Origin of the sequence: Frankia sp. Allo2, assembly GCF_000733325.1 — a bacterium.
GTDB lineage: Bacteria > Actinomycetota > Actinomycetes > Frankiales > Frankiaceae > Frankia > Frankia casuarinae.
Genome location: NZ_JPHT01000014.1, coordinates 70,578 through 94,396, shown reverse-complemented (window position 1 = coordinate 94,396; position 23,819 = coordinate 70,578). Strand labels below are relative to the sequence as shown.

General features: G+C 71.7%; 19 protein-coding genes. 18 read left to right on the top strand and 1 reads right to left on the bottom strand.

Annotation, left to right across the window (positions count from 1 at the left end; genetic code table 11):
* Positions 1-7: 7 nt before the first annotated feature.
* From hisD to ALLO2_RS11985, 9 genes are all read left to right on the top strand, one after another.
* The gene (gene hisD, locus ALLO2_RS12025) at positions 8-1,303 is read left to right on the top strand and encodes a histidinol dehydrogenase (protein ID WP_011437412.1); all 1,296 of its coding nucleotides are present in this window, start codon (positions 8-10) and stop codon (positions 1,301-1,303) included.
* On the top strand, positions 1,300-2,493 hold the full coding sequence (locus tag ALLO2_RS12020; protein ID WP_011437411.1) for a histidinol-phosphate transaminase: 1,194 nt from the start codon (positions 1,300-1,302) through the stop codon (positions 2,491-2,493). The genes hisD and ALLO2_RS12020 overlap by 4 nt, the downstream gene beginning before the upstream one ends.
* Before the next feature lie 81 nt (positions 2,494-2,574).
* Positions 2,575-3,162: an imidazoleglycerol-phosphate dehydratase HisB gene (hisB, locus tag ALLO2_RS12015; RefSeq protein WP_035732088.1), complete on the top strand. Its 588-nt coding sequence runs from the start codon at positions 2,575-2,577 to the stop codon at positions 3,160-3,162.
* On the top strand, positions 3,159-3,791 hold the full coding sequence (gene hisH / locus ALLO2_RS12010) for an imidazole glycerol phosphate synthase subunit HisH (RefSeq protein WP_035732076.1): 633 nt from the start codon (positions 3,159-3,161) through the stop codon (positions 3,789-3,791). Before hisB ends, hisH begins: the two co-directional genes overlap by 4 nt.
* Positions 3,792-3,899: 108 nt before the next feature.
* Positions 3,900-4,658, top strand: a complete 759-nt coding sequence (gene priA, locus ALLO2_RS12005; protein ID WP_011437408.1) for a bifunctional 1-(5-phosphoribosyl)-5-((5-phosphoribosylamino)methylideneamino)imidazole-4-carboxamide isomerase/phosphoribosylanthranilate isomerase PriA — start codon at positions 3,900-3,902, stop codon at positions 4,656-4,658.
* Positions 4,655-5,419 carry an imidazole glycerol phosphate synthase subunit HisF gene (gene hisF, locus ALLO2_RS12000; protein ID WP_011437407.1) on the top strand — a complete coding sequence of 255 codons (765 nt, stop codon included), beginning with the start codon at positions 4,655-4,657 and terminating at the stop codon, positions 5,417-5,419. Before priA ends, hisF begins: the two co-directional genes overlap by 4 nt.
* 235 nt (positions 5,420-5,654) lie before the next feature.
* The gene (hisI, locus tag ALLO2_RS11995; protein ID WP_035732074.1) at positions 5,655-6,152 is read left to right on the top strand and encodes a phosphoribosyl-AMP cyclohydrolase; all 498 of its coding nucleotides are present in this window, start codon (positions 5,655-5,657) and stop codon (positions 6,150-6,152) included.
* Entirely contained in the window at positions 6,149-7,726 is a 1,578-nt protein-coding gene (locus ALLO2_RS11990; RefSeq protein ID WP_035732071.1) for an anthranilate synthase component I, read from the top strand. The genes hisI and ALLO2_RS11990 overlap by 4 nt, the downstream gene beginning before the upstream one ends.
* Positions 7,727-7,824: 98 nt before the next feature.
* A complete protein-coding gene (locus ALLO2_RS11985) occupies positions 7,825-8,424 on the top strand; it encodes a Trp biosynthesis-associated membrane protein (RefSeq protein WP_011437404.1) in 600 nt (199 codons plus the stop codon).
* Here the strand turns inward: ALLO2_RS11985 and ALLO2_RS11980 are convergent, their stop codons facing one another.
* The gene (locus ALLO2_RS11980) at positions 8,425-8,775 is read right to left on the bottom strand and encodes a hypothetical protein (RefSeq protein ID WP_011437403.1); all 351 of its coding nucleotides are present in this window, start codon (positions 8,773-8,775) and stop codon (positions 8,425-8,427) included.
* Between the two features lie 562 nt (positions 8,776-9,337).
* Between ALLO2_RS11980 and trpC the strand changes: the two genes are divergently transcribed.
* From trpC to ALLO2_RS11935, 9 genes are all read left to right on the top strand, one after another.
* A complete protein-coding gene (gene trpC, locus ALLO2_RS11975) occupies positions 9,338-10,141 on the top strand; it encodes an indole-3-glycerol phosphate synthase TrpC (protein ID WP_035732068.1) in 804 nt (267 codons plus the stop codon).
* A 54-nt stretch (positions 10,142-10,195) separates the two neighbouring features.
* The gene (trpB, locus tag ALLO2_RS11970; RefSeq protein WP_011437401.1) at positions 10,196-11,533 is read left to right on the top strand and encodes a tryptophan synthase subunit beta; all 1,338 of its coding nucleotides are present in this window, start codon (positions 10,196-10,198) and stop codon (positions 11,531-11,533) included.
* 129 nt (positions 11,534-11,662) lie between these two features.
* Positions 11,663-12,484: a tryptophan synthase subunit alpha gene (gene trpA, locus ALLO2_RS11965; protein ID WP_011437400.1), complete on the top strand. Its 822-nt coding sequence runs from the start codon at positions 11,663-11,665 to the stop codon at positions 12,482-12,484.
* 203 nt (positions 12,485-12,687) lie between these two features.
* Complete coding sequence (gene lgt / locus ALLO2_RS11960; RefSeq protein ID WP_035732065.1) at positions 12,688-13,908, top strand: prolipoprotein diacylglyceryl transferase; 1,221 nt, start codon at positions 12,688-12,690, stop codon at positions 13,906-13,908.
* A 281-nt stretch (positions 13,909-14,189) separates the two neighbouring features.
* On the top strand, positions 14,190-18,746 hold the full coding sequence (gene gltB / locus ALLO2_RS11955) for a glutamate synthase large subunit (RefSeq protein ID WP_035732062.1): 4,557 nt from the start codon (positions 14,190-14,192) through the stop codon (positions 18,744-18,746).
* A gap of 59 nt (positions 18,747-18,805) precedes the next feature.
* Complete coding sequence (locus tag ALLO2_RS11950; RefSeq protein ID WP_011437397.1) at positions 18,806-20,248, top strand: glutamate synthase subunit beta; 1,443 nt, start codon at positions 18,806-18,808, stop codon at positions 20,246-20,248.
* A 152-nt stretch (positions 20,249-20,400) separates the two neighbouring features.
* Entirely contained in the window at positions 20,401-21,015 is a 615-nt protein-coding gene (locus ALLO2_RS11945; protein ID WP_011437396.1) for an adenylate kinase, read from the top strand.
* A 3-nt stretch (positions 21,016-21,018) separates the two neighbouring features.
* Positions 21,019-23,202, top strand: a complete 2,184-nt coding sequence (locus ALLO2_RS11940; RefSeq protein ID WP_011437395.1) for a membrane protein — start codon at positions 21,019-21,021, stop codon at positions 23,200-23,202.
* 92 nt (positions 23,203-23,294) lie between these two features.
* On the top strand, positions 23,295-23,750 hold the full coding sequence (locus ALLO2_RS11935) for a tellurite resistance TerB family protein (RefSeq protein WP_011437394.1): 456 nt from the start codon (positions 23,295-23,297) through the stop codon (positions 23,748-23,750).
* Positions 23,751-23,819 lie beyond the last annotated feature (69 nt).

Sequence of the window (23,819 nt, the reverse complement as noted above, 5' to 3'; positions counted from 1 at the left end):
TCTTGTCGTGCTCAGAAGGCTTGATCTGCGTGGCGCGGTGCCTGCCGCAGCCGAGATCCGACGGCTACTGCCGCGGGCCGACGTCGACGTCGACGTCGCCGTCGATGCGGTCCGGCCGGTCTGTGCGGACGTGCGGGACCGCGGCGACGCGGCCGTCCTCGCCGCCGCGGAGCGGTTCGACGGGGTCCGCCCGCCGAGCCTGCGGGTGCCCGCCCAGGTTCTCGCCGCCGCCGCGGATGTCCTGGATCCGGCCGTGCGCGACGCGCTGACCGAGGCGATCCGCCGGACTCGGCTGGTGCACCGTGCGCAGCTGCGGGAGCCGGTGGCGATCGAGGTCGCGCCCGGCACCACGGTGACGCAGCGCTGGGTGCCGGTGGAGCGGGTCGGCCTGTACGTGCCGGGCGGGCGGGTCGCCTACCCCAGCAGCGTCGTGATGAACGTCGTGCCCGCCCAGGAGGCCGGGGTCGGCTCGCTCGCGGTCTTCTCCCCGCCGCAGAAGGACAACGGCGGGCTGCCGCATCCGGTGATCCTCGCCGCCTGCGCGCTGCTCGGTGTCGAGGAGGTCTACGCGGCCGGCGGAGCCCAGGCCGTGGCGATGGCCGCCTACGGGACCACGAGCTGCCCGCCGGTCGATGTGATCACCGGGCCCGGCAACGTCTACGTCACGGCGGCCAAGCGCCTGCTGCGTGGGGTCGTCGGGGTGGACGCCGAGGCGGGCCCGACCGAGGTCGCGATCCTCGCCGACGCCACCGCGGATCCGGCCTTCGTCGCAGCCGACCTCATCGCCCAGGCCGAGCACGACCCGATGGCCGCCTGCCTGCTGATCACCCCGTCGGTGGAACTCGCCGACGCGGTCGACGTCGAGCTCGGCAAGCAGGTGCCCGCCACCCGCCACCGGGAGCGGGTGGCGGAGTCGCTCGCCGGCCAGGGGGCGGTCGCGCTCGTCGCGGACGTCGACGCGGGTCTCGCGGTGGCGGACGGCTGGGCCGCCGAGCATCTGGAGATCCACACCGCGGACGCCGCCGCGGTCGCCGCCCGGGTGCGCCACGCCGGAGCGGTCTTCGTCGGCGACTACGCTCCCGTCCCGCTCGGCGACTACCTGGCCGGGTCCAACCACGTCCTGCCCACCGGCGGCACCGCCCGGCATTCCAGCGGTCTGGCGGTCACCGCCTTCCAACGTCAGGTCCAGGTGGTCGAGTGCACGCGGGAGGGGCTCGCCGCCGTCGCCCCGCGTATCGCCGCGCTCGGCGGGGCGGAGGACCTCACAGCTCACGTCGACGCGGTGGAGGTTCGACTCCGATGATATTCAAGGCGGCCGGGAGCGGTGCCGAGGACCGGCCGTGGCGCCCGTGGGACGCTGACGGCCTGCCGCTGCGCGACAGCCTGCGCGGGCTCTCGCCCTACGGCGCTCCGCAGCTCGACGTGCCGGTGCGGCTCAACACCAACGAGAACCCGCACCCGCCGTCGGTCGGGCTGGTCGACGCCATCGGCAAGGCCGCGGCCCTCGCCGCCACCGAGGCGAACCGCTATCCCGACCGGGACGCCGAGGCGCTGCGTGCCGACCTCGCCTACTACCTGACACCGGACGCCGGCTTCGGCGTGCACACCAGTCAGGTCTGGGCCGCCAACGGCTCCAACGAGATCCTCCAGCAGCTCCTCCAGGCGTTCGGCGGGCCCGGTCGGGTGGCGCTCGGGTTCGAGCCGTCCTACTCGATGCACCGCCTCATCGCGCTGGCCACCGCCACCGAGTGGGTGGCCGGGCAGCGAGCGGAGGACTTCACGCTCTCCCCGGCCGTGGTCACCGACGCGATCGCCCGGCACCGACCCGCCCTGGTCTTCCTCTGCTCACCGAACAATCCGACGGGCACGGCCCTGCCGCCCGAGGTCGTCGCCGCCGCCTGTGAGGCGGTGGAGGCCACCGGCAGCGGCATGGTCGTCGTCGACGAGGCCTACGCCGAGTTCCGCCGGGCCGGCGTGCCCAGCACGCTGACGCTGCTGCCCCGTCATCCGCGGCTCGTCGTCACCCGGACAATGAGCAAGGCGTTCGCGCTGGCCGGTGCCCGGGTAGGCTATCTTGCCGCGCACCCCGCCGTGGTGGACTCGCTGTACCTGGTGCGGCTGCCCTACCACCTGTCGAGCTTCACCCAGGCCGTCGCGCGCACGGCGCTCGCGCACGCCGACGAGCTGCTCGGCACGGTGGAGGCGGTCAAGGCCCAGCGCGACCGCATCGTCCGGGAGTTGCCGGCGCTCGGTCTGCGGCTGGCTCCGAGCGACGCCAACTTCGTGTTCTTCGGCCGGTTCGCCGATCAGCGGGCGGTGTGGCAGAGCCTGTTGGACGCGGGAGTGTTGGTCCGCGATGTCGGTCTGACCGGCTGGCTGCGGGTCACCGCCGGGCTGCCGAACGAGGTGGACGCGTTTCTCGGGGCGCTGGGCAGAACTCTCACCGGCAGCGTCATCGGCGCGGACGGTGTCATCAGCCTCGCCACCGCCTGAGCCCCTGGCCCGGCCTGAGCCCCTGGCCCGGCCTGAGCCCCTGGCCCGGCCTGAGATCTACAGAGACCGAGGAAGCCCCCGATGGCACGCACCGCGCGAATCGAACGCAAGACGTTGGAGTCGGACGTCCTGGTCGAGCTCGACCTCGACGGGACGGGAATCTCCTCGTCGGACACCGGCGTCCCGTTCTTCGACCACATGCTGTCCCAGCTCGGCAAGCACGGCGGGTTCGACCTCACCGTGCGTACCCGGGGGGNTCTGCACATCGACGCCCACCACACCGTCGAGGACACCTCGATCGCCTTCGGGTCCGCCCTGCGCGAGGCGCTCGGCGACAAGGCGGGTATCCGCCGGTTCGGGGATGCCACCGTCCCGCTGGACGAGGCGCTCGCCCAAGCCGCCGTCGACCTGTCCGGCCGGCCGTACTGCGTGCACGTCGAACCGGATCTCGTCGGGATGATCGGAACTTACGACACGACGCTGACCCGGCACATCTTCGAGTCGATCACCGCGTCCGCCCGGCTCGCGCTGCACGTGCGGGTGCTGTCCGGCCGCAACGCCCATCACGTGGTCGAGGCCCAGTTCAAGGCGGTCGCGCGGGCTCTGCGCGACGCGGTGGCGCTCGACGCCCGCGTCGCCGGGATACCCTCCACGAAAGGTGTGCTGTGAGCGGAGACGGACCCGGCCGGCGTCCCCGGGTGGTTGTCCTGGACTACGGCTCGGGAAACCTGCGGTCGGCCGAGCGCGCGCTCGCCCGAGTCGGCGCCGACGTGACGGTGACCGCGGATCTTGACGTGGCCCGCGGCGCGGCGGGCCTGGTCGTACCGGGCGTGGGCGCCTATGCGGCCTGTATGGCAGGCATCGACGCCGTGGGCGCCGCGCCCGTGGTGCGGGAGCGGGTAGCGGCGGGACGGCCCNTGCTCGGGNTCTGCGTCGGGNTGCAGGNGCTGTACGAGCTCGGTGACGAGCACGGGGTGCGGACGGTCGGGCTCGGCGTGATCCCTGGCGAGGTCCGCCGGCTCGCCGCCGACATCCTGCCGCACATGGGCTGGAACACTGTGGCGCCGCCCGCCGGATCGATCCTGTTCGCCGGACTGCCCGCGGACACGCGGTTCTACTTTGTCCACTCGTACGCGGCGAAGGCCGATCCGGCCGCCGGGGACACCGTGGGGGAGCACGGCGAGCCGTTCGCCGCCGCCGTCGAACGGGGTGCGCTCGCCGCGACCCAGTTCCACCCGGAGAAGTCCGGGGATGCCGGAGCGCACCTGCTGGCGAACTGGCTCGGCAGCCTGGTCTGAGCGAGCCCTGGTCTGAGTGAGCGTGAACGCGAGGGCGGATGTCCTGTAATGCGGATGTCCTGTAATTAGGGCGGCTCCAGCGCCCCGCTGGACCGTAGGGTGGCCGATGTGACGCTTACTCTGCTGCCCGCCGTGGACGTGGCCGACGGCAGGGCCGTCCGACTCGTCCAGGGCGAGGCCGGTTCCGAGACCTCGTACGGCGACCCGCGGGAGGCGGCGCTGACCTGGCAGCGCGACGGCGCCGAGTGGATCCACCTGGTCGATCTCGACGCTGCCTTCGGCCGGGGGTCGAATCGGGAGCTCATCGCCGAGGTGGTACGCGCGGTGGACGTGGCCGTCGAGCTCTCCGGCGGCATCCGCGACGACGCATCGCTCGACGCGGCGCTGGCCACCGGCGCGGCCCGGGTCAACATCGGCACGGCTGCGCTCGAGGATCCCGACTGGGTCCGCCGGGCCATCGACCGGGTCGGTGACCGTATCGCGGTCGGTCTCGACGTCCGGGGGACCACGCTGTCGGCCCGGGGCTGGACGCGGGACGGTGGCGAGCTGTTCGATGTGCTCGCCCGCCTCGACGCCGACGGCTGCGCCCGGTACGTGGTGACGGATGTGCGCCGAGACGGCACGCTCACCGGGCCGAACGTCGAGCTCCTGCGCTCCGTGACCGCGGCCACCAGCCGGCCGGTGGTCGCCAGCGGCGGCGTGGCCACGCTCGACGACCTCACCGCGATCGCCGTGGTGCCCGGAGTGGAGGGCGCGATCATCGGCAAGGCGCTCTACGCCGGCGCCTTCACGCTGCCCGAGGCCCTGGCCGTTGCCGGGAATATCGGGAATATCGGAAACGGATGTGCGGGTGCGGTGGGTCGATGAGCGTCGCGGTCCGGGTGATTCCCTGCCTCGACGTTGACGCCGGCCGGGTCGTGAAGGGCGTGAACTTCACGGACCTGCGCGACGCCGGCGACCCGGTCGAGATGGCGCGCCTCTACGACGCCGAGGGTGCCGACGAGCTGACGTTCCTCGACATCACCGCGTCCAGCGGCGATCGGGAGACCACCTATGACATCGTGCGGCGGACCGCCGAACAGGTGTTCATCCCGCTGACCGTGGGTGGCGGGGTCCGCTCGGTCGACGACGTGAACCGCCTGCTGCGGGCGGGGGCCGACAAGGTCGGCATCAACACGGCGGCGGTGGCCCGGCCCGAGCTGGTGCGCGAGTGCGCCCACCGGTTCGGTAACCAGTGCATCGTCATCTCGGTGGACGCCCGGCGCCCACCCGGTCCCGACGGTCCGCGCTTCGAGGTCACGACGCACGGCGGCCGCAAGGGCACCGGCATCGACGCGGTGGCCTGGACGGCGCGGGTGGTCGAGCTCGGCGCCGGGGAGATCCTGCTCAACTCGATGGATGCCGACGGCACACGGGACGGCTACGACCTGGAGATGATCTGCGCGGTGCGTGCCGAGGTCGATGTCCCGGTGATCGCCAGCGGCGGGGCCGGCGACCTGGCCCACTTCGCGCCGGCGATCGACGCGGGCGCGGACGCGGTGCTCGCGGCGAGCGTGTTCCACTTCGGGCAGCTGCGCATCGGCGAGGTGAAGACGGCGCTGCGCGGCGCGGGTGTACCCGTGCGCTGACCAGGCGCGTCCGCCGACGGGGCGCCGACGGGGCGCCGACGGCCGAGGCGGCACAGGACGTCGTCGTCGTGGACGCCGGACGGATCGTCCAGCGCGGTCCGCGCCGGGATCTGATCGCGATGCGCGGCGTGTACCAGCGCCTGCACCGATCCTGGGCGGCGGGGGTCGGGACGGGAGCGGCGGGCGGCCCNNCGCCCGGCACCGCTGCGGCGCCGGGCGCGAGCAGAATGGTGGGGTGACCATTCGCCCTTCCGCTCTGGATCCCGCCATCGCCCGTAGGCTGCGCCGCAACGACGCGGGCCTGTTCCCCGCCGTCGCCCAGCAGTACGACACCGGCGAGGTGCTGATGCTCGGGTGGATGGACGACGAGGCGCTGCACCGGACCCTCACCACGGGCCGGGCCACGNACTGGAGCCGCAGCCGCGCGGAGTACTGGGTCAAGGGGGAGACCAGCGGGCACCGGCAATGGGTGCGGTCGGTCGCGCTCGACTGCGACGGGGACACCGTCCTCGTCCGGGTGGACCAGGTGGGCCCGGCCTGCCACACGGGCACGCGGACCTGCTTCGACGGCAATCTTCTGCCCACGGTGACCGTCGAGGCCGCGGATACCGCCCGGCCCCGCGACCTCTCCGGTGCCGCCAGCGTTTCCGGTGCCGCCAGCGTTTCCGGTGCCGCCGGTGACCCCGCTGGCGTGGACAGGGCCGGCGTGAGCAAGGCCGGCGCGGACCGATGACGACCGGGCAGATCATCCCCGGCCGGGAGGAGTTCCGGGCCGCGGCGGCGGCGCATCCGGTCGTCGCCGTCACCCGTCGGCTGCTCGCCGACGGGGAGACACCCGTCGGCGTCTACCGCAAGCTCGCCGGCGGCCCCGGGACGTTCCTGCTGGAATCGGCGGAGCATGGCGGGGNGTGGTCGCGGTATTCGTTCATCGGTGTGCGGGCCGCGGCGACGCTGACCGAGCGCGACGGGCAGGCGGTGTGGGTGGACGGTGCGCCGCCTCCCGGAGTGCCGGTCGACGGTGACCCGCTCGACATCCTGCGTGCGGTGGAGAGCACTCTGCAGGCCTCGAACAGCCCACAGGCCCCTCCGCTCATGGGTGGTCTGGTCGGCTATCTCGGCTACGACATCGTGCGCCGCATCGAGCGGCTCCCCGCGCACGCCGTCGACGACCTCGGCCTTCCCGAGTTGCGCATGCTGCTCACCACCGATCTCGCCGTGCTGGACCATCGGGATGGTTCCTGCCTGCTGGTGGCCAACGTCTTCACCGGCCGCGGGAATGGTGCCGGTGACGCAGGCGCCACCGGCACCACCGGTGGGGACGCGGACGCCGCCGCACACCCGGCCGGGATCGACCTGGACGCCGCCTACGACGACGCGGTGGCCCGGCTGGAGGCCATGACCAGCGATCTCGCGAAGTGGAACGAGCCGACCGTGGCGACCACGGCGGGCACCGCCGCGGGGGTCGGCGACTTCGTCTCCGCCACGCCTCCCGGTGCCTTCCAGACCGCGGTCGAGCGGGCCATCGAGGAGATCCGCGCCGGCGAGTGCTTCCAGATCGTCGTCTCGCAGCGCTTCGAACGGCGGACGACCGCGGATGCGCTCGACGTCTACCGGGTGCTGCGGACCTCGAATCCGAGTCCCTATATGTACCTGCTGCGTTTCGCCGACCACGACGTCGTCGGATCCTCCCCGGAGGCGCACGTCAAGGTCACCGGCCGCCGGGCGTTGCTGCACCCCATCGCGGGCAGCCGGCCCCGGGGAGGCACTCCCGAACAGGACGCCGAGCTTGCGGCGGAGCTTCTCGCGGATCCGAAGGAACGCTCCGAGCACGTGATGCTGGTCGACCTGGTCCGCAACGACCTCGGGCGGGTCTGCAACCCCGGTTCGGTCCGGGTCGTCGAGTTCGCGGCCATCGAACGGTTCTCGCACATCATGCACATTGTCTCCACGGTGATCGGTGAGGTGGCTCCGGACCGCAGCGCCGTGGACGTGCTGGCCGCGACGTTTCCGGCGGGGACGCTCTCGGGGGCGCCCAAGGTGCGGGCGATGGAGGTCATCGACGAGCTGGAGCCGACCCGGCGGGGCCTGTACGGGGGCGTGGTCGGCTACCTGGACTTCGGCGGTGATCTGGACACCGCGATCGCGATCCGCACCACAGTGATGCGCGACGGTATGGCCTACGTTCAGGCCGGAGCCGGCATCGTCGCGGATTCCGATCCCGACACCGAGGATCTGGAAAGCCGCGCGAAGGCCGCCGCCGTCCTGCGCGCCGTCGAGGTCGCCGAGTCGTTGCGACCGCCGTCATGACGGCCGCAGGGTCCCCCCCCGCGGGGCGCCCATCCTCCCCGCGCGACCGGGCCGGCACCGCGGAGCCGCCTTCGCCGGGCCACCGTCCCGGAGGCGATGTGCACGCGGCCGAGGCGATGCGACGCGGCCACCGGGAACGCACCCTCGCGGTGCTGGGATGTCTGCTCGGTGCCGGCGTCGTGCTCGTGTCGGGCGGTGCGACCTGGGTGTCCGCTCGGGTGAGCGGGCCCCGCGGTGGGGCGGACGGCGGCGCCGTCGCGGCGCCACTCGCCGTGCACTGGACCGGCGGGGCGCTCGCATCGACGGCGACCGCTCTCGCCCTGGTCGGGCTTGCCGCGGCCGTGGCGATCGTGGCCACCCGGCGCATCGGGCGGCTGGTCATCGGTGTGCTCACCGCGGCCGCCGGGGCCGGTATCGCCTACGTGGCCGGACGCATCGGCTGGGATCCACTCCCGACGCTGCGCGAGACCGATCAGGTCCGCCAGCTCGTGCCCGGTGGCCAGGCGCGGATCGATGACGTCAGCCAGACGATCGCTCCCTGGCTGTCGTTTGCGGGCGGGCTGCTGCTCATCCTCGTCGGCGCCCTCGTCGTCCTGCGCGGCCGGTCATGGCCCGCAATGTCCGGCCGCTACCAGGCCCGCGATGCCACTCCGGCCGACGCCTGGGACGCGATCGAGCGGGGCCACGACCCGACCTGATCACCTGGCGTCTCCGCGACGCCCGGCTTGGCGGGCCGGCCAGCCGGAACCGGGAGCGCCACCGGCCAGCGGGTCGGCCAGCGGGTCGGCGGGCGCCAGGTCCGCGGGTGGGAGGTCGGGAAACGGGTCGACCAGCTCCGTGAGAGCCAGCGCCCGGCGGTCCAGGTCGGCTTCGAGCATCATCATGACGGCGTCCATCCGGATCAGGCAGCGGGACAGCTCGTCGAGCTGCTCGGCGAGCTCGGGCTCGAGGCGGGGCCGCCGGTGCGCGCCCGGGGCGTCGCGCGCCGCGGGCACCCGGGCGGCGCCGAGGGGGGACGAGAGGGGGGACGAGAGGGGGCGGCTGTCCATCGGAACTCTCCTCGGTGTCGAACTCATGTTCGAGTATAGGGGGCGCCGACGATCGACGCCAGCCCGCCACGCCGTCCCTGGGGCGCTGCCCGGGTCCGCCCGAGGGTTCGGGTCCGCCCGAGGACATGTGCGGCGTGCCATGCGTGTTTCCGGTCGGCGAAGGCGCGGCGGTCCCGAGTGTGCGCGGCGCGTTGCGGCCGCCGATCCCGAGAACCTGTCGTGCGGCCGCCCGGATCTCGTGATGTCGTCGCCCGACGATCGAGGTGGTAACCCGGTGGTGCCTCTGCACACGGTGGTTCACCGGCCTCGTCGCGTTACTCTGTCAACGGGCTCACGACGCAAGATCGATTGCGGACCGTAGCTGATCGGTGCAGGCGGATCCGAAGTGGCTGACAGTGCAGCGTCCGTGANGATGGGTGCGTTCGGGCCGCTACCCGATTCCTCACGGGAAAGTCAACTATGTGGAGTCGTGGATCGTAGCCGCATGTGGGGGGGCCGGGCACACCGTGCCTGCCTGGCCTACCATCGGCGGCATGACCGCGACAGTCGCGAGCGCGGGGCGATGAGCGTTCTCACCGAGATCCTCGACGGGGTCGGGATCGATCTTGCCGCCCGCGAGCAACAGACCTCTCTGGCAGATCTCAAGCGGCGGGTGGAACGCGTTCCCGACCCGAAGGACGCGCTTGCCGTCTTCCGGGACTCCCGGGTCTCGGTGATTGCCGAGGTGAAGCGCCGTTCCCCCTCGAAGGGGGAGCTGGCGACCATCACCGACCCCGCTGCCCTCGCCACCGAGTACGAGGCGGCGGGCGCCGCCGCGGTGAGTGTCCTGACCGAGCAACGGCGCTTCAGCGGCTCCCTGGCCGACCTCGACGCCGTGCGTCGCGCGGTGGACGTCCCGCTGCTGCGCAAGGACTTCATCGTGTCGCCCTACCAGGTCTTCGAGGCCCGGGCGCACGGGGCGGACATCGTCCTGCTCATCGTCGCGGCGCTGGACCAGCCGCGGCTCGTCGGCCTGCGCGAGCGGATCGAGTCCCTGGGCATGACGGCGCTGGTCGAGGTGCATGACGAGGCGGAGATGGTGCGGGCGCTGGACGCCGGCGCCCAACTGGTCGGGGTGAACGCCCGCGACCTGCACACGCTGAAGATCGATCGGAGCACCTTCGCCCGGCTCGCGCCGATGGTGCCCCCGGAAGTGCTCGCGGTCGCCGAGTCCGGCATCCGGGGGCCGCACGATCTGCTCGCCTACGCCGCTGCGGGGGCGGACGTGGTACTGGTCGGCGAGGCAGCCGTCACCGGCGATCCTCGTCAGACGGTCGCCGATCTGGTGGCGGCCGGCGCGCATCCGGCGGCCCGGGTCGGGCGCTGAGGCCGCCGGCGCCCGTGCCCCGGTATCCGGGGCTCGGCCCTATACAGTCGCACCGTGACCACCCGAACCGCTGCCGAGTCAGTTCGCCCCGCGGCCGCCGGAACCGGGACGCCGTCGGGCTCCGGTCCGGTCCGTCCGGACACGTCGAGCTGGCAGGCGTTCCCCGACTCTTCGGGGCACTTCGGGCGTTTCGGTGGTCGTTTCGTCCCCGAGGCCCTCATGGCGGCGCTGGACGAGCTCACCGCAGCCTACGCGGCGGCCAGGGTGGATCCCGGCTTCACCGCGGAACTGGACGGGCTGCTGGCGAGCTACGCGGGCCGGCCCACTCCGCTCACCGACGCCCACCGGCTCACCGCGCACGTTGGCGGTGCCCGCATCCTGCTCAAGCGTGAGGATCTTGCGCACACCGGTTCCCACAAGATCAATAATGTCCTCGGGCAGTGCCTGCTGACCCGGCGGATGGGCAAGACCCGGGTTATCGCCGAGACCGGAGCCGGTCAGCACGGTGTTGCCACGGCCACCGCCTGCGCCCTGCTCGGCCTGGACTGCGTCGTCTACATGGGCGAGGAGGACACCCGCCGGCAGGCCCTAAACGTCGCCCGGATGCGCCTGCTCGGCGCCGAGGTCGTTGCGGTCACCTCCGGCAGCCGAACCTTGAAGGACGCCATCAACGAGGCCATGCGCGACTGGGTGGCCACCGTTGACACGACCCATTACTGCATCGGGTCGGTGATGGGCCCGCATCCGTTCCCGATGCTGGTCCGCGACTTCCAGCGGATCATCGGGGTCGAGGCGCGCGCCCAGGTGCTCGATCGTGTCGGCCGACTGCCCGACGCCGTCGTCGCCTGCGTCGGTGGCGGCTCGAACGCGATGGGCATCTTCCACCCGTTCATCCCCGACGTCGAGGTCGCGCTGATCGGCTGCGAGGCCGGGGGGGACGGGGTCGCCACCGGTCGGCACGCCGCGGCGATCGCCGGCGGTTCCGCGGGCGTGCTGCACGGCATGCGGACGTTCCTGCTGCAGGACGAGTTCGGGCAGACCCAGGTCTCCCACTCGATCTCGGCGGGTCTGGACTACCCTGGCATCGGCCCCGAGCATGCCCTGCTGCACGAGACCGGTCGGGCGAGCTATCGGGTCGTGGACGACACCGCCGCGATGGAGGCGCTCGCGCTGGTGGCCCGTACCGAGGGCATCCTGGTCGCGATCGAGAGCGCGCACGCCTTCGCGGGTGCCCTCGACGTCGCCCGGAAGCTCGGTCCGGGCACGACTGTCGTCGTCAACTGCTCCGGTCGGGGGGACAAGGACGTCGACACCGCCGCCCGCTGGTTCGACCTCCTCGACGAGGCCGATGCCGGCGGGGGCCCCGTCGGCGGTCCGGCGCGACCGGTCTGAGGGACCCTGAGGGATCCTGTCTCGGGACCGGCAGCAACCAAGACGGGACGCACGGGACGCGTAGGACGCACAGAACGCGCAGGACAGACAGGCCATAAAGGCCCTCGGGCTCGACGGAACGGACGCACGGTGCAGAGTCGGTTGGACGCAGTGTTCGCGGCGGCCCGCGAGGAGGGGCGGTCGGTGCTGGTCGGCTATCTGCCCGCGGGATTCCCGACGGTGGACGGGGCGATCGAGGCCATGCGGGCCATGGTGGCGGCGGGAGTCGACGTTGTTGAGGTCGGCCTGCCCTACTCCGACCCCACCATGGATGGTCCGGTGATCCAGGACGCGGCGGATGCGGCCCTGCGCGGCGGGGTCACGACGCGGGACGTGATCCGCACCGTCGAGGCCGTCGCCGCGACGGGGGCCCCGGCCCTGGTCATGTCCTACTGGAACCCGATCGACCGCTACGGCGCGGCCTCGTTTGCGGCCGATCTGGCCGCCGCCGGGGGCGCCGGAGCAATCACTCCGGACCTGCCGCCCGAGGAGGCCGGGCCCTGGCTCGACGCGTGCGCCGCGCACGGCCTGGCCCCGGTGTTCCTCGTCGCTCCCAGCTCCTCGGACACCCGTCTCCGGCTGGTCGCCGGCGTCGCGCGCGGCTTCGTCTATGCCGCCTCGCTGATGGGTGTCACCGGGACCCGGGCGGCGGTCGGCGAGCGGGCGGCCGATCTGGTCGCCCGGGTGCGGGCCGCCACCGAGCTCCCGGTGGCGGTGGGGCTCGGAGTGAGCACCGCGGCGCAGGCCGCCGAGGTCGCGGGCTTCGCCGACGGTGTGATCGTCGGCTCCGCGCTGGTGAAGGTCCTGCTTGAGGCGGAACGTTCCGGAGCCGGCGCCTCAGCGGGCCTCGCCGGAATCCGTCGGCTCGCCGCGGAACTCGCCGGAGGGGTGCGCGCTCCCGTTCCGGCGTGAACTCCCGGCCGCCCCGACCCGGCCGTCACATCTGTCGCCCACATCGAGTATTGCCCACATCGAGTATTGCCCACATCGAGCGCCGCATATATCACCCCGCCGCGCACCGAGCGAGACACGTGACTGTGCGACACGTGACTGTGCGACACGTGGCCGGGGCACCCCGCGCGTGATGGACGGGTCCACGGGATAGCCTGGCGACCGTGGTTCTCGCCGCTATTCCTAGCCCATCGCGTGGCGTGGTGCATCTCGGGCCGGTGCCGCTGCGTGCCTACGCCCTGATGATCATTATTGGCGTCTTCGTCGCCGTATTCGTGACGGGAAGAAGGCTGCGCGCTCGCGGCATGGATCCCATGGTGGCCAGCGAGGTCGCCTACTGGGCCGTCCCGTTCGGCATCGTCGGCGCCCGCGTCTACCACGTGGTCAGCACTCCGGCCGCCTATTTCGGCCGGGACGGCAACGTGCTGGACGTCATCAAGATCTGGAACGGCGGGCTGGGNATCTGGGGCGCCATCGCGGGCGGGGCCTTCGGCGCGTGGCTGGCGACCCGGCGCTACGGCATCAGCCTCGCCCTGTTCGGCGACGCCGCGGCGCCGGGCATCATCCTGGCCCAGGCGATCGGACGCTGGGGCAACTGGTTCAACCAGGAGCTGTACGGCAAGGCGAGCACCCTGCCCTGGGCGGTGCGCATCGACGAGAAGCACCAGATCATCCCCGGCGTGTCCACCTATCAGCCGACCTTCCTCTACGAGTGCCTGTGGAACCTGGTGGTGGCCGGGATCCTGTTGGTCGTCGATCGGCGGCACCGGCTCGGCCGCGGCAAGCTGTTCTGCCTCTACGTCGCGCTCTACACGTTCGGCCGGTTGTGGATCGAGATGCTGCGCATCGACACGGCGAACCAGATCCTCGGGCTGCGGGTCAACATCTGGACCTCGATCGTCGTCTGTCTGGGGGCGTTGCTGGCGCTGGCGGTCACCCGCAGTCCCGTGGATCCGAATCTGTCCAGGGAGGAGCAGGAGGCCCTCGGAATCGCCCGTTCCCGGCCCGCGGCGCGGTCCANGGTGACGACCGCCGGTACCGCCGACCAGCGGGCGGCCGCTCCCGATTCGGCCGGTCCCGATTCGGCCGCTCTCGATTCGGTCGGTCCCGATTCGGTCGATCCTGATCTGGGCGGTCCCGATCCGGCCGATCCTGGTTCCGCCGGGTCGGTGCCCGCCGCCGCGGTGCCCGATGCCTCCGGGTCGACCGCCACCACTGCCACTACCGCCACCACCGCCACCACCGCCACTACCGCCACCACTGCCACCACTGCCACCACCGGCGTACCGGCTGGTTCGCAGCAGAGCCGCGGCCTGGCGACGAGATTGCCGGCGAGCGGTGGGCACACGTCGGCCGTTCCGCCGGAGGAGCCGCAGCTGCCCTGATGAGACGCCGGAGACGCCGGAGACGCCGTCTCCGGCGGGGCCCCGGGCGTCGGCTGGACCGTCGACCTTCCCCTACTTGTAGTGACCGAGGCCGGGCGGGGAGGTATGACGTCATCTGGCGGTGATCTCCTGGACATATTTGATCGCGGCGCATGAGCGGGCCGCGTGGCACACTCGGTAGAGACACGGGGCGCCGGGCCAGCGTCGCCGTGCCGTCACACCACTCGGACAGCGTTGTCCGCACCCCCTTCAGCCCCTGAAGATGGACAGGACTTCGCCGGATGCCGAGTGCGCAAGGTCTTTACGACCCCACCTTCGAACACGATGCCTGTGGCGTCGGCTTCGTCGTCGATGTACACGGCAGGCGCAGTCACGAGCTGGTCGAGCAGGGCCTGACCGTGCTGCGTAACCTCGACCACCGGGGTGCCTCGGGCAGCGACCCGGACACCGGCGACGGAGCCGGCATCCTGGTGCAGGTCCCCGACCTGTTCCTGCGTGACGTCGTCGACTTCACGCTGCCCGCCCCGGGGCGTTACGCCGTCGGGATCGCCTTCCTGCCGCAGGTCTCGGGGGAGCGGGACGAAGCCGTGCGCACCATCAGCCGCATCGTCCGCCAGGAGGGGCTGCGGGTCCTCGGCTGGCGTGAGGTGCCGGTCGTCAGCCACATCGTCGGGCACGCGGCCCACGAGGTTGAGCCGCGGATGCGGCAGCTGTTCCTCGCATTGCCCGGCAGTCTGCCCGCCGCCGGTCCGGTTGAGGGCGGCGCGGGGAACGGGTTCGACCAGGCCGACCTCGAACGTCGGGCGTTCTGCGCCCGCAAGCGGATCCGCCGGGAGACCGGCGTCTACCTGGCGTCGCTGTCGTCGCGGACCCTGGTCTACAAGGGGATGCTCACCACCCACCAGCTCTCGGCCTACTTTCCCGACCTCGACGACCCCCGGTTCACCAGTGCCATCGCGCTGGTGCACAGCCGGTTCTCCACGAACACCTTCCCGAGCTGGCCGCTGGCGCACCCGTACCGGTTCGTCGCCCACAACGGGGAGATCAACACTGTCCGCGGGAACCGGAACTGGATGCGGGCCCGCGAGGCGCTGCTCGCCAGCGACCTGATCCCCGGTGACCTCTCCCGGCTGTTCCCCGTCTGCGCGGACGGGGCGAGCGACTCGGCGAGCTTCGACGAGGTCCTGGAACTGCTGTACCTGGGCGGTCGCAGCCTGCCGCACGCGGTGCTGATGATGATCCCCGAGGCGTGGGAGAACCACACCGAGATGGACCCGGCGCTGCGCGCCTTCTACCAGTTCCACTCCACGCTGATGGAGCCGTGGGACGGCCCGGCCTCCATCGCGTTCACCGACGGGACGGTCATCGGGGCGGTGCTCGACCGTAACGGGCTGCGGCCCTCGCGGTACTGGGTCACCGACGACGGCCTGGTCGTGATGGCCTCCGAGGTGGGCGTGCTCGACATCCCGCCGCACAAGGTGGTGCAGAAAGGCCGGCTCCAGCCGGGGCGGATGTTCCTGGTGGATACCGCCGAGGGGCGCATCGTCAGCGACGAGGAGATCAAGTCCGAGCTCGCGAACGCGGCGCCGTACGCGGAGTGGTTGCACGCCGGTCTGATCGAGCTGGACGACCTGCCCGAGCGGGAGCAGCTCCTCTACGGGCACTCCTCGGTGCTGCGTCGCCAGCAGGTGTTCGGCTACACGCTGGAGGAGCTGCGCGTGCTCGTCGCGCCGATGGCGCGCACGGGCGCGGAGCCGATCGGCTCGATGGGCACCGACACGCCGGTGGCGGTGCTCTCCAGCCGTCCCCGGCTGCTGTTCGACTACTTCACCCAGTTGTTCGCGCAGGTCACCAACCCGCCGCTGGACGCGATCCGCGAGGAGTTGGTGACGAGCCTGGGCCGGGTGCTCGGCCCGGAGGGCAACCTGCTCGCGCCATCCCCGGCGTCCTGCCGGATGGTGCACCTGCCCTATCCGGTGATCAGCAGCAGCCAGCTTTCGAAGATCATCGGCATCAACGACGACGGTGACATGCCCGGCTTCGCCTCGGTGACGGTCCGTGGCCTGTATGACGTCGACGGGGGCGGCGCGGCGCTCGCCGCCCGGCTGGCGGAAATCTGCGCCGGGGNCAGCGAGGCCATCGCCGACGGTGCCCGCATCGTCGTGCTCTCCGACCGGGACTCCGACACGCGCAAGGCCCCGATCCCGTCGCTGCTGCTGACCGCCGCCGTGCACCACCACCTGATCCGGGAGCGGACCAGGACGAAGGTCGGCCTCATCGTCGAGTGCGGCGACGCCCGTGAGGTGCACCACATCGCGCTGCTCACCGGCTACGGCGCCGCGGCGGTCAACCCGTACCTGGCATTCGAGTCGATCGACAGCCTCATCGCCGAGGGCGAGATCGTCGGGGTGTCCCGGGAGCAGGCCGAGAAGAACATGATCAAGGCGCTCGGCAAGGGCGTGCTGAAGGTGATGTCCAAGATGGGCATCTCGACGGTGGCGAGCTACACCGGTGCCCAGGTCTTCGAGGCGATCGGGCTGTCCCAGGAACTGATCGACGCCTATTTCGCGGGTACCCCGTCGCGCCTCGACGGCATCGGACTCGACGTCATCGCGGCGGAGGTGGCAGCGCGGCACCGGCGGGCCTNCCCGCCGATCGCCTCCGAGCACGCGCACCGCACGCTGGAGGTCGGCGGCGAGTACCAGTGGCGCCGCGAGGGTGAGCTGCACCTGTTCAACCCGGAGACCGTCTTCCTGCTCCAGCACGCCACCCGCACCCGGCAGTACGAGACCTTCCAGAAGTACACCGCCCGGGTCGACGGTCTGTCCCGGGAGAACGCGACGCTGCGGGGTCTGTTCGAGCTGCGTACCGGGGTGCGCACGCCGGTGCCGATCGAGGAGGTCGAGCCGGCCTCGGAGATCGTCAAGCGGTTCGCGACCGGTGCCATGTCCTACGGCTCGATCAGCGCCGAGGCGCACGAGACGCTGGCTATCGCCATGAACCGGCTCGGCGGGAAGTCGAACACCGGCGAGGGCGGCGAGGACGCGGAGCGGTTCACGCCGGACGCGAACGGGGACCTGCGCCGCTCCGCGGTCAAGCAGGTCGCCAGCGGCCGGTTCGGGGTGACCAGCGAGTACCTCGCCAACGCCGACGACATCCAGATCAAGATGGCCCAGGGGGCGAAGCCCGGGGAGGGGGGGCAGCTTCCTGGCCACAAGGTCTACCCGTGGATCGCGAAGACGCGGCACTCGACGCCCGGTGTCGGGCTCATCTCCCCGCCGCCGCACCATGACATCTACTCGATCGAGGACCTCGCCCAGCTCATCCACGACCTGAAGAACGCCAATCCCAAGGCCCGGGTGCACGTCAAGCTGGTCGCCGAGGTCGGCGTCGGCACGGTCGCCGCCGGGGTCTCCAAGGCGCACGCCGATGTGGTGCTGATCTCCGGGCACGACGGCGGGACGGGCGCCTCGCCGCTGACCTCGCTGAAGCACGCGGGTGCCCCCTGGGAGCTGGGGCTGGCCGAGACCCAGCAGACGCTGCTGCTCAACGGCCTGCGCGACCGCATCGTCGTGCAGGTCGACGGGCAGCTGAAGACCGGCCGCGACGTCATCGTCGGGGCGCTGCTGGGGGCCGAGGAGTTCGGNTTCGCCACCGCCCCGCTGGTGGTTGCCGGCTGCGTGATGATGCGCGTCTGCCATCTCGACACCTGTCCGGTCGGTGTGGCGACCCAGAACCCGGAACTGCGCAGGCGGTTCACCGGCAGGCCCGAGTTCGTCGAGGCCTTCTTCACCTTCATCGCCGAGGAGGTGCGCACCTACCTCGCCGCGCTGGGCTTCCGCAGCCTGCAGGAGGCGGTCGGCCGGGTCGACCTGCTCGACGCCCGCGCCGCCGTCGACCACTGGAAGGCCTCCGGCCTCGACATCACCCCGTTGCTGCACACCCCGGAGCGGCCCTTCGGCGGCTCGCTGAACTGCACGTCCAGCCAGGACCACGGGTTGGACAAGGCGCTGGACAACTCGCTGATCCAGCTGTGCGAGGGAGCGCTCGACGACGGCCGGCCGGTCTGGCTGGAGATGCCGATCCGCAACGTCAACCGGACCGTGGGCACCATGCTCGGCTACGAGGTGACGAAGCGCTTCGGCGCGGCGGGGCTGCCCGACGACACGATCCAGCTGCGGTTCACCGGCTCCGCGGGGCAGAGCTTCGGCGCCTTCGCGCCCCGCGGCATGACACTGACCCTCGAGGGCGACGCGAATGACTACGCCGGCAAGGGCCTGTCCGGCGGCAAGATCTTCGTCTTCCCGCCGAAGGAGTCCCCGCTGCGGGCCGAGGAGAACATCGTCGCCGGTAACGTCCTGCTCTACGGGGCGACGGGCGGCGAGGCGTTCTTCCGCGGAATCGTCGGCGAGCGGTTCTGCGTGCGCAACTCCGGGGCGACCGCGGTGGTCGAGGGGGTCGGCGACCACGGCTGCGAGTACATGACCGGCGGCACCGTGCTGGTGCTCGGGGCCATCGGGCGCAACTTCGCCGCGGGCATGAGCGGCGGCGTGGCCTACCTGTACGACCCGGTCGAGGCGCGGATCAACACCGAGATGGTGGACGTCGAGGCGCTGGACGACGCCGACGAGACGATCGTGCGGGACCTGCTCGTCCGGCACCGCCGGGAGACCGGTTCGACGGTGGCCGCCCGGCTTTACACCGACTGGGACACCGTGCGCGGGTCGTTCCGTAAGGTGATGCCACGGGACTACAAGCGGGTGCTGACCGCCATCCGGCAGGCGCAGGAGCAGGGGCTCGTCGCCGACGAGGTCATCATGGCGGCGGCTCGTGGCTGACCGGGCCGCCAAGCACGACCCGACCATCATCGCGATCGCACGGACCCGACAGGAGCGGCATGGCTGACCCGACCGGCTTCCTCAAGCACCGCAGGGAGCTGCCGAAGCGCCGTCCCGTGGACGTCAGGATCACCGACTGGCGCGAGGTGTACGAGTCGTTCCCCGAGGAGCATCTGCGCACGCAGGCCAGCCGGTGCATGGACTGCGGCATCCCGTTCTGTCACGAGGGCTGTCCGCTCGGGAACATCATTCCGGAATGGAACGACCTGACCCGGCGCGGCGACTGGGTGGACGCCATCGAGCGGCTGCATGCGACGAACAACTTCCCCGAGTTCACCGGGCGGCTGTGCCCGGCGCCGTGCGAGGCGGCCTGCGTGCTCGGCATCGGCGACGATCCGGTGACCATCAAGCAGATCGAGGTCAGCATCATCGACCGCGCCTGGGCCGACGGCACCGTGGTCCCGGTTCCGCCGTCGCTGCGTACCGGCAAGCGGGTGGCGGTCGTGGGCTCCGGCCCGGCCGGTCTCGCCGCCGCCCAGCAGCTCACCCGGGCCGGCCACGAGGTCGTGGTCTACGAACGGGCCGACCGGATCGGCGGCCTGCTCCGCTACGGCATCCCCGAGTTCAAGATGGAGAAGCGGGTCTTGGACCGCCGGCTCGCGCAGATGGCGGCCGAGGGCACGTCGTTCGTCACGTCCTGCAACGTCGGCCTCGACATCTCCGCGGACGAGCTGCGTTCCTCCCACGACGCGGTGGTCCTCGCCGGCGGATCGACGGTCGGCCGGGACCTGCCCGTTCCCGGCCGCCAGCTGGGTGGCGTCCAGCTGGCGATGGAGTTCCTGGTGCCCGCGAACCGGGTCGCGCAGGGGGACCTGCCCGAGTCGCCCATCTCCGCCAAGGGCAAGAACGTGGTCATCATCGGCGGCGGTGACACGGGCGCGGACTGCCTGGGCACCTCCCACCGCCAGGGCGCGCTCTCCGTGCACCAGCTCGAGATCATGCCCCGGCCGCCGGAGCTGCGGGCCCCGGCCAACCCGTGGCCGTCGTACCCGATCATCTACCGGGTCTCCAGCGCGCACGAGGAGGGCGGCGAGCGGGTCTTCGCCGTCTCCACCGAGCGCTTCCTCGGTGACGAGGACGGCAACGTGCGGGCGCTGCGCATGCACGAGGTGCGCCTCGTCGGCGGGAAGTTCGAGAAGGTCGAGGGTACCGACACCGAGCTGCCCTGCCAGCTGGTGCTGCTCGCCATGGGGTTCACCGGTCCGGAACGGTCCGGCCTGCTGACCGATCTCGGGGTGGAGCTGGACGCGCGCGGCAACGTGGCGCGCGACGCCGGGTGGGCCTCCTCGGTCCCCGGCGTGTTCGTCGCCGGGGACATGGGACGCGGGCAGTCGCTGATCGTCTGGGCGATCGCCGAGGGACGTGCCGCGGCCGCCGCCACTGACCGCTGGCTGATGGGCAGGACGGACCTGCCCGAGCCCATCACGCCGACGCGTCGCTGACCGGGAGCCGGCCAGCCCCGGCGTGCGGCCGGAACATCGGAGCACTTTTCGGCCGAAGATTCATGTGATCTGCCTTGCTCCATGCCGGATCCGCGGCGATTGACCGGACTCGCCGACCCGCCTGGTGACCTGCGGCGGTACCGTTCAGTGCCATGAGGCTCGTGCTGCTCGGTCCACCTGGCTCCGGCAAGGGAACCCAGGGCGCTCGCATCAGCGCCCGGCACGGCATCCCCTCGATCTCGACCGGCCGGCTGTTCGACCGGCAGATTGCCGCGGGTACGCCGCTGGGCCGTCGCGCGGAGCGCTACGTCCGCGCGGGCGAGCTGGTCCCCGACGAGATCGTGCTCGACATCGTCGCCGACCGGCTCGAGAGCGGCGTCGACTGTGCGGTGGGGTTCCTGTTCGACGGGTTCCCCCGGACCTACCCCCAGGCCGAGGCGTTGGACCGGATGCTCGTGGCGACCCGCGGCCCGCTCGACGCGGTCGTCGACCTCGACGTCGACGTCGACGAGGTGCTCGACCGCATCCGGCGCCGGTCCCGCACCGAGGACCGGGTTGACGACGCGGAGGACACCGCCCGTCGCCGGTTGAAGGTCTTCGAGCAGGAGACCGCACCACTGCGCCGCTACTACCAGCGGGGTGGCCTACTGCGCACGGTGGACGGTTCCGGCAGCCCGGACGAGGTTGCGGCCCGCATCGAGGAGATGCTGGCGGACGTCGCCCATCCGGGTCTGCGGGCCCATCCGGGTCTGCCTGTCTGTCGGTAGGCCATGGGTCGCCGAGGAGGGGAGCGGGGGCGCCTCGCGCACGTCGCCCTCGTCGCCCTCGTCGTGCTCTGCTGGCTGCCGCTGGTCGTCGTCATCACCGCGTGGCGGACCGTGCTGAACCCGGCCTTCTATTCGCAGTCGCTGAACCGGGCCGACGCCTTCGACCGCGTCTACACCCAGGTACTGCCCGATCCCGCGGTCGACACGTTGCTGGCCGGCCTCCCGATCGACAGCTCCCTCGTCACCGCGAACCTGCGCACGGTGCTGCCCCCGTCGACGATCCAGGCGATGACCGACGAGCAGATCAACCGGATCGTCGCCTACCTGCGGGCCGACACGGACGACGTCGAACTCGCCGTCGATCTCCGGCCGATCTTCGACAACATCTCGGGCCTGGCCAACCGGTACGTCGCCGGTGAACTGGGCGCCGGCACCAGCTACCAGGTCACCACCGTGCAGGAGTTCACCCACGGTGTCGTCACCGCGCTCGACGACATCGCCGCCGGGCGCCCGCCGAAGTCCCTGCCCACGATCGAGCTCTCCCCGCAGGACACCGACCGCGTCCTGCCCGTGGTGCTGGACCGGGTGGACGCCGACACCCGGGCGCGCATCGAGGCTCCGCTGCGCGCCCTGCTGAGGTCGGGCAACATCGCCGGAGCGCTGGCGCTGGTCGGTCCGGAGGTCTTCCGGGGCGACGAGACGGCCATCGGCCGGCTCCAGGTGTATCTCCACGGATCCACCCTCGATCTCGGGGTCCGTCTGTCGGATCTGCGTGACCGGCCGATGATCGTCGCGATCGACCGGCTGCACGACGTCGCCGCGACCCTGGTGTGGGTCTCCCTCCTGCTCGCCCTGATCATGACGGCGGCCATGGTCAGCATCGTCGTGCTGGCCGGGCGGCGGGGGGTGTCCCGGGTCCGGGCCGCGACCGGTGCGGTGGTCCTCGCCGGCGTTGGTGCGGGGCTGCTCGGCGTCGTCCTGCGCATCGCGCTGCCGAATCCGCTGACCTCGCTGGACAGGTCGTCGTCGCCCCTGCCGCCGGGAGCCGGCGCAGTGCTGGTCGACTTCTCCTCGCGCGCCTACGGCACGCTCGAGAGCGACTTCCTGCGGATCGTGGCCTGGACGCTGGTGGCCGGCCTGGTCGGCTACGGATTGTCGCGGCTCGTCGCGGTGTCCGCCCGGTGGAACCGGACCGGCCGGCGGCGCCGGGTCGCCACGGCGTTCGCCCTCGCGGCGCCCCTGATGATCATCGTGACCTGGACGGCCTTCCCGGGCGCCGCCGCCGAGGCCCGCAAGCTCTGCAACAGCCAGCAGGCGCTGTGCGACCGGCGCTATGACCAGGTGAGCTACCTGGCCACCCACAACGCGATGGCCACCAGCGAGGACCGGTTTCTCGGGCCTGCCCAGGACCCGGCGATCACGCACCAGCTCGACCTGGGGGTGCGCGCCCTGCTGCTCGACGTGCACCACTGGACATCGCCGACCCAGGTCGACGCCTATCTGCAGACCCTGCCGCCCGCGACCCGCGACGCGCTCGCCCCGCTGACGCGAGGCGCCCGGTCGGAACGCCCCGGCACCTGGCTGTGCCATGACCTGTGCCAGCTCGGCTCCCTCGACTTCGTGGCGGAGCTGACTCGGGTCCGGGACTGGATGAACCGTAATCCCACCGAGGTCGTGACGCTGATCATCCAGGATAATGAGGTGCCGGCGAGCGAGATCGCCGGCGGCGTGGCGGCCGCGGGCCTCGCGGGGATGGTGACGACGCCGCCGGAGGATCCGCATGGCCGATGGCCGACCCTGCGCGAGATGGTCGCCTCGGGCCGACGCCTGGTGGTCTTCACCGAGCGGCAGGACCTGCCGGGCACGTTCCTGCGCAGCTTCTACCGGTATGCCGAGGACACTCCGTTCGATGCGAAGAAACCCGAGGATCTGCGAACCTGCGCCCGCAACCGGGGCGTGGACGGTGCCTCGCTGCTCCTGATGAACCACTGGCTCACCGCCGCCGCGCCCAGCCGCCGTGCCGCCCTCGGCGCGAACGCCGCCGAGACCGTGTTTACCCGGGCACAGCGTTGTCGCCAGGAGCGCGGGCGGATCCCGACGTTCGTCGCGGTCGACTTCGCCACGATCGGTGACGCGCAGGCGGCGGTGGACCGGCTCAACCGCGTTCGCGGCGGTGCCGGTTCCTGACCCTCGGCCAGCCGGTGGGAGCATGTCCGGGCGGTCATGCGTTGACCTGCGAGGAACCATCTAGTGATACGTCACCGTGCGAGGGAGCCCAGGTGCCGATCTGGAACCAGCTGCGTCAGTCCGCCCAGACGATGCAGGGCCAGCTGAACGCCAAGAAAAACGACCTGAAGAGCGGTGCCTTCCGCGATGCCAGCATGGCGATGTGCGCATTGGTCGCCGCGGCGGACGGGACCATCGACCCGGCCGAGCGGCAGCGGGTCGCCGCACTGATCATCTCCAACGACGTGCTCAACAACTTTCCCGCGGATGATCTCCAGCGTCGCTTCAACGACTATGTCGGCAAGCTGCAGGCCGATTTCGAGTTCGGCAAGGTCTCCATCCTCCAGGAGATCGGGAAGACGAAGAAGAAGCCGGCGGAGGCCAGGGCGGTCATCCAGATCGGGATCGTCATCGGCGGGGCCGATGGCAACTTCGACAAGACGGAGCAGGCCGTCGTGCGGGAGGCGTGCTTCGCGGTCGGCATCAACCCGGAGGAGTTCGACCTCTGAGCCGGACCGGCCGCACTGCGCCGAACCCGTCACCCCGTCACCCCGTCACCCTTCCTTCCATCGGCATAG

What these genes read in the sequence shown, in the direction of transcription:
- ALLO2_RS12020 (WP_011437411.1), top strand. Translation starts at nt 1,300, where the DNA reads ATGATATTCAAGGCGGCCGGGAGCGGTGCCGAGGACCGGCCGTGGCGC.
- hisF (WP_011437407.1), top strand. Translation starts at nt 4,655, where the DNA reads ATGAGCGTCGCGGTCCGGGTGATTCCCTGCCTCGACGTTGACGCCGGC.
- ALLO2_RS11980 (WP_011437403.1), bottom strand. Translation starts at nt 8,775, where the DNA reads ATGGACAGCCGCCCCCTCTCGTCCCCCCTCTCGTCCCCCCTCGGCGCC.
- trpC (WP_035732068.1), top strand. Translation starts at nt 9,338, where the DNA reads ATGAGCGTTCTCACCGAGATCCTCGACGGGGTCGGGATCGATCTTGCC.
- ALLO2_RS11950 (WP_011437397.1), top strand. Translation starts at nt 18,806, where the DNA reads ATGGCTGACCCGACCGGCTTCCTCAAGCACCGCAGGGAGCTGCCGAAG.
- ALLO2_RS11945 (WP_011437396.1), top strand. Translation starts at nt 20,401, where the DNA reads ATGAGGCTCGTGCTGCTCGGTCCACCTGGCTCCGGCAAGGGAACCCAG.
- ALLO2_RS11940 (WP_011437395.1), top strand. Translation starts at nt 21,019, where the DNA reads ATGGGTCGCCGAGGAGGGGAGCGGGGGCGCCTCGCGCACGTCGCCCTC.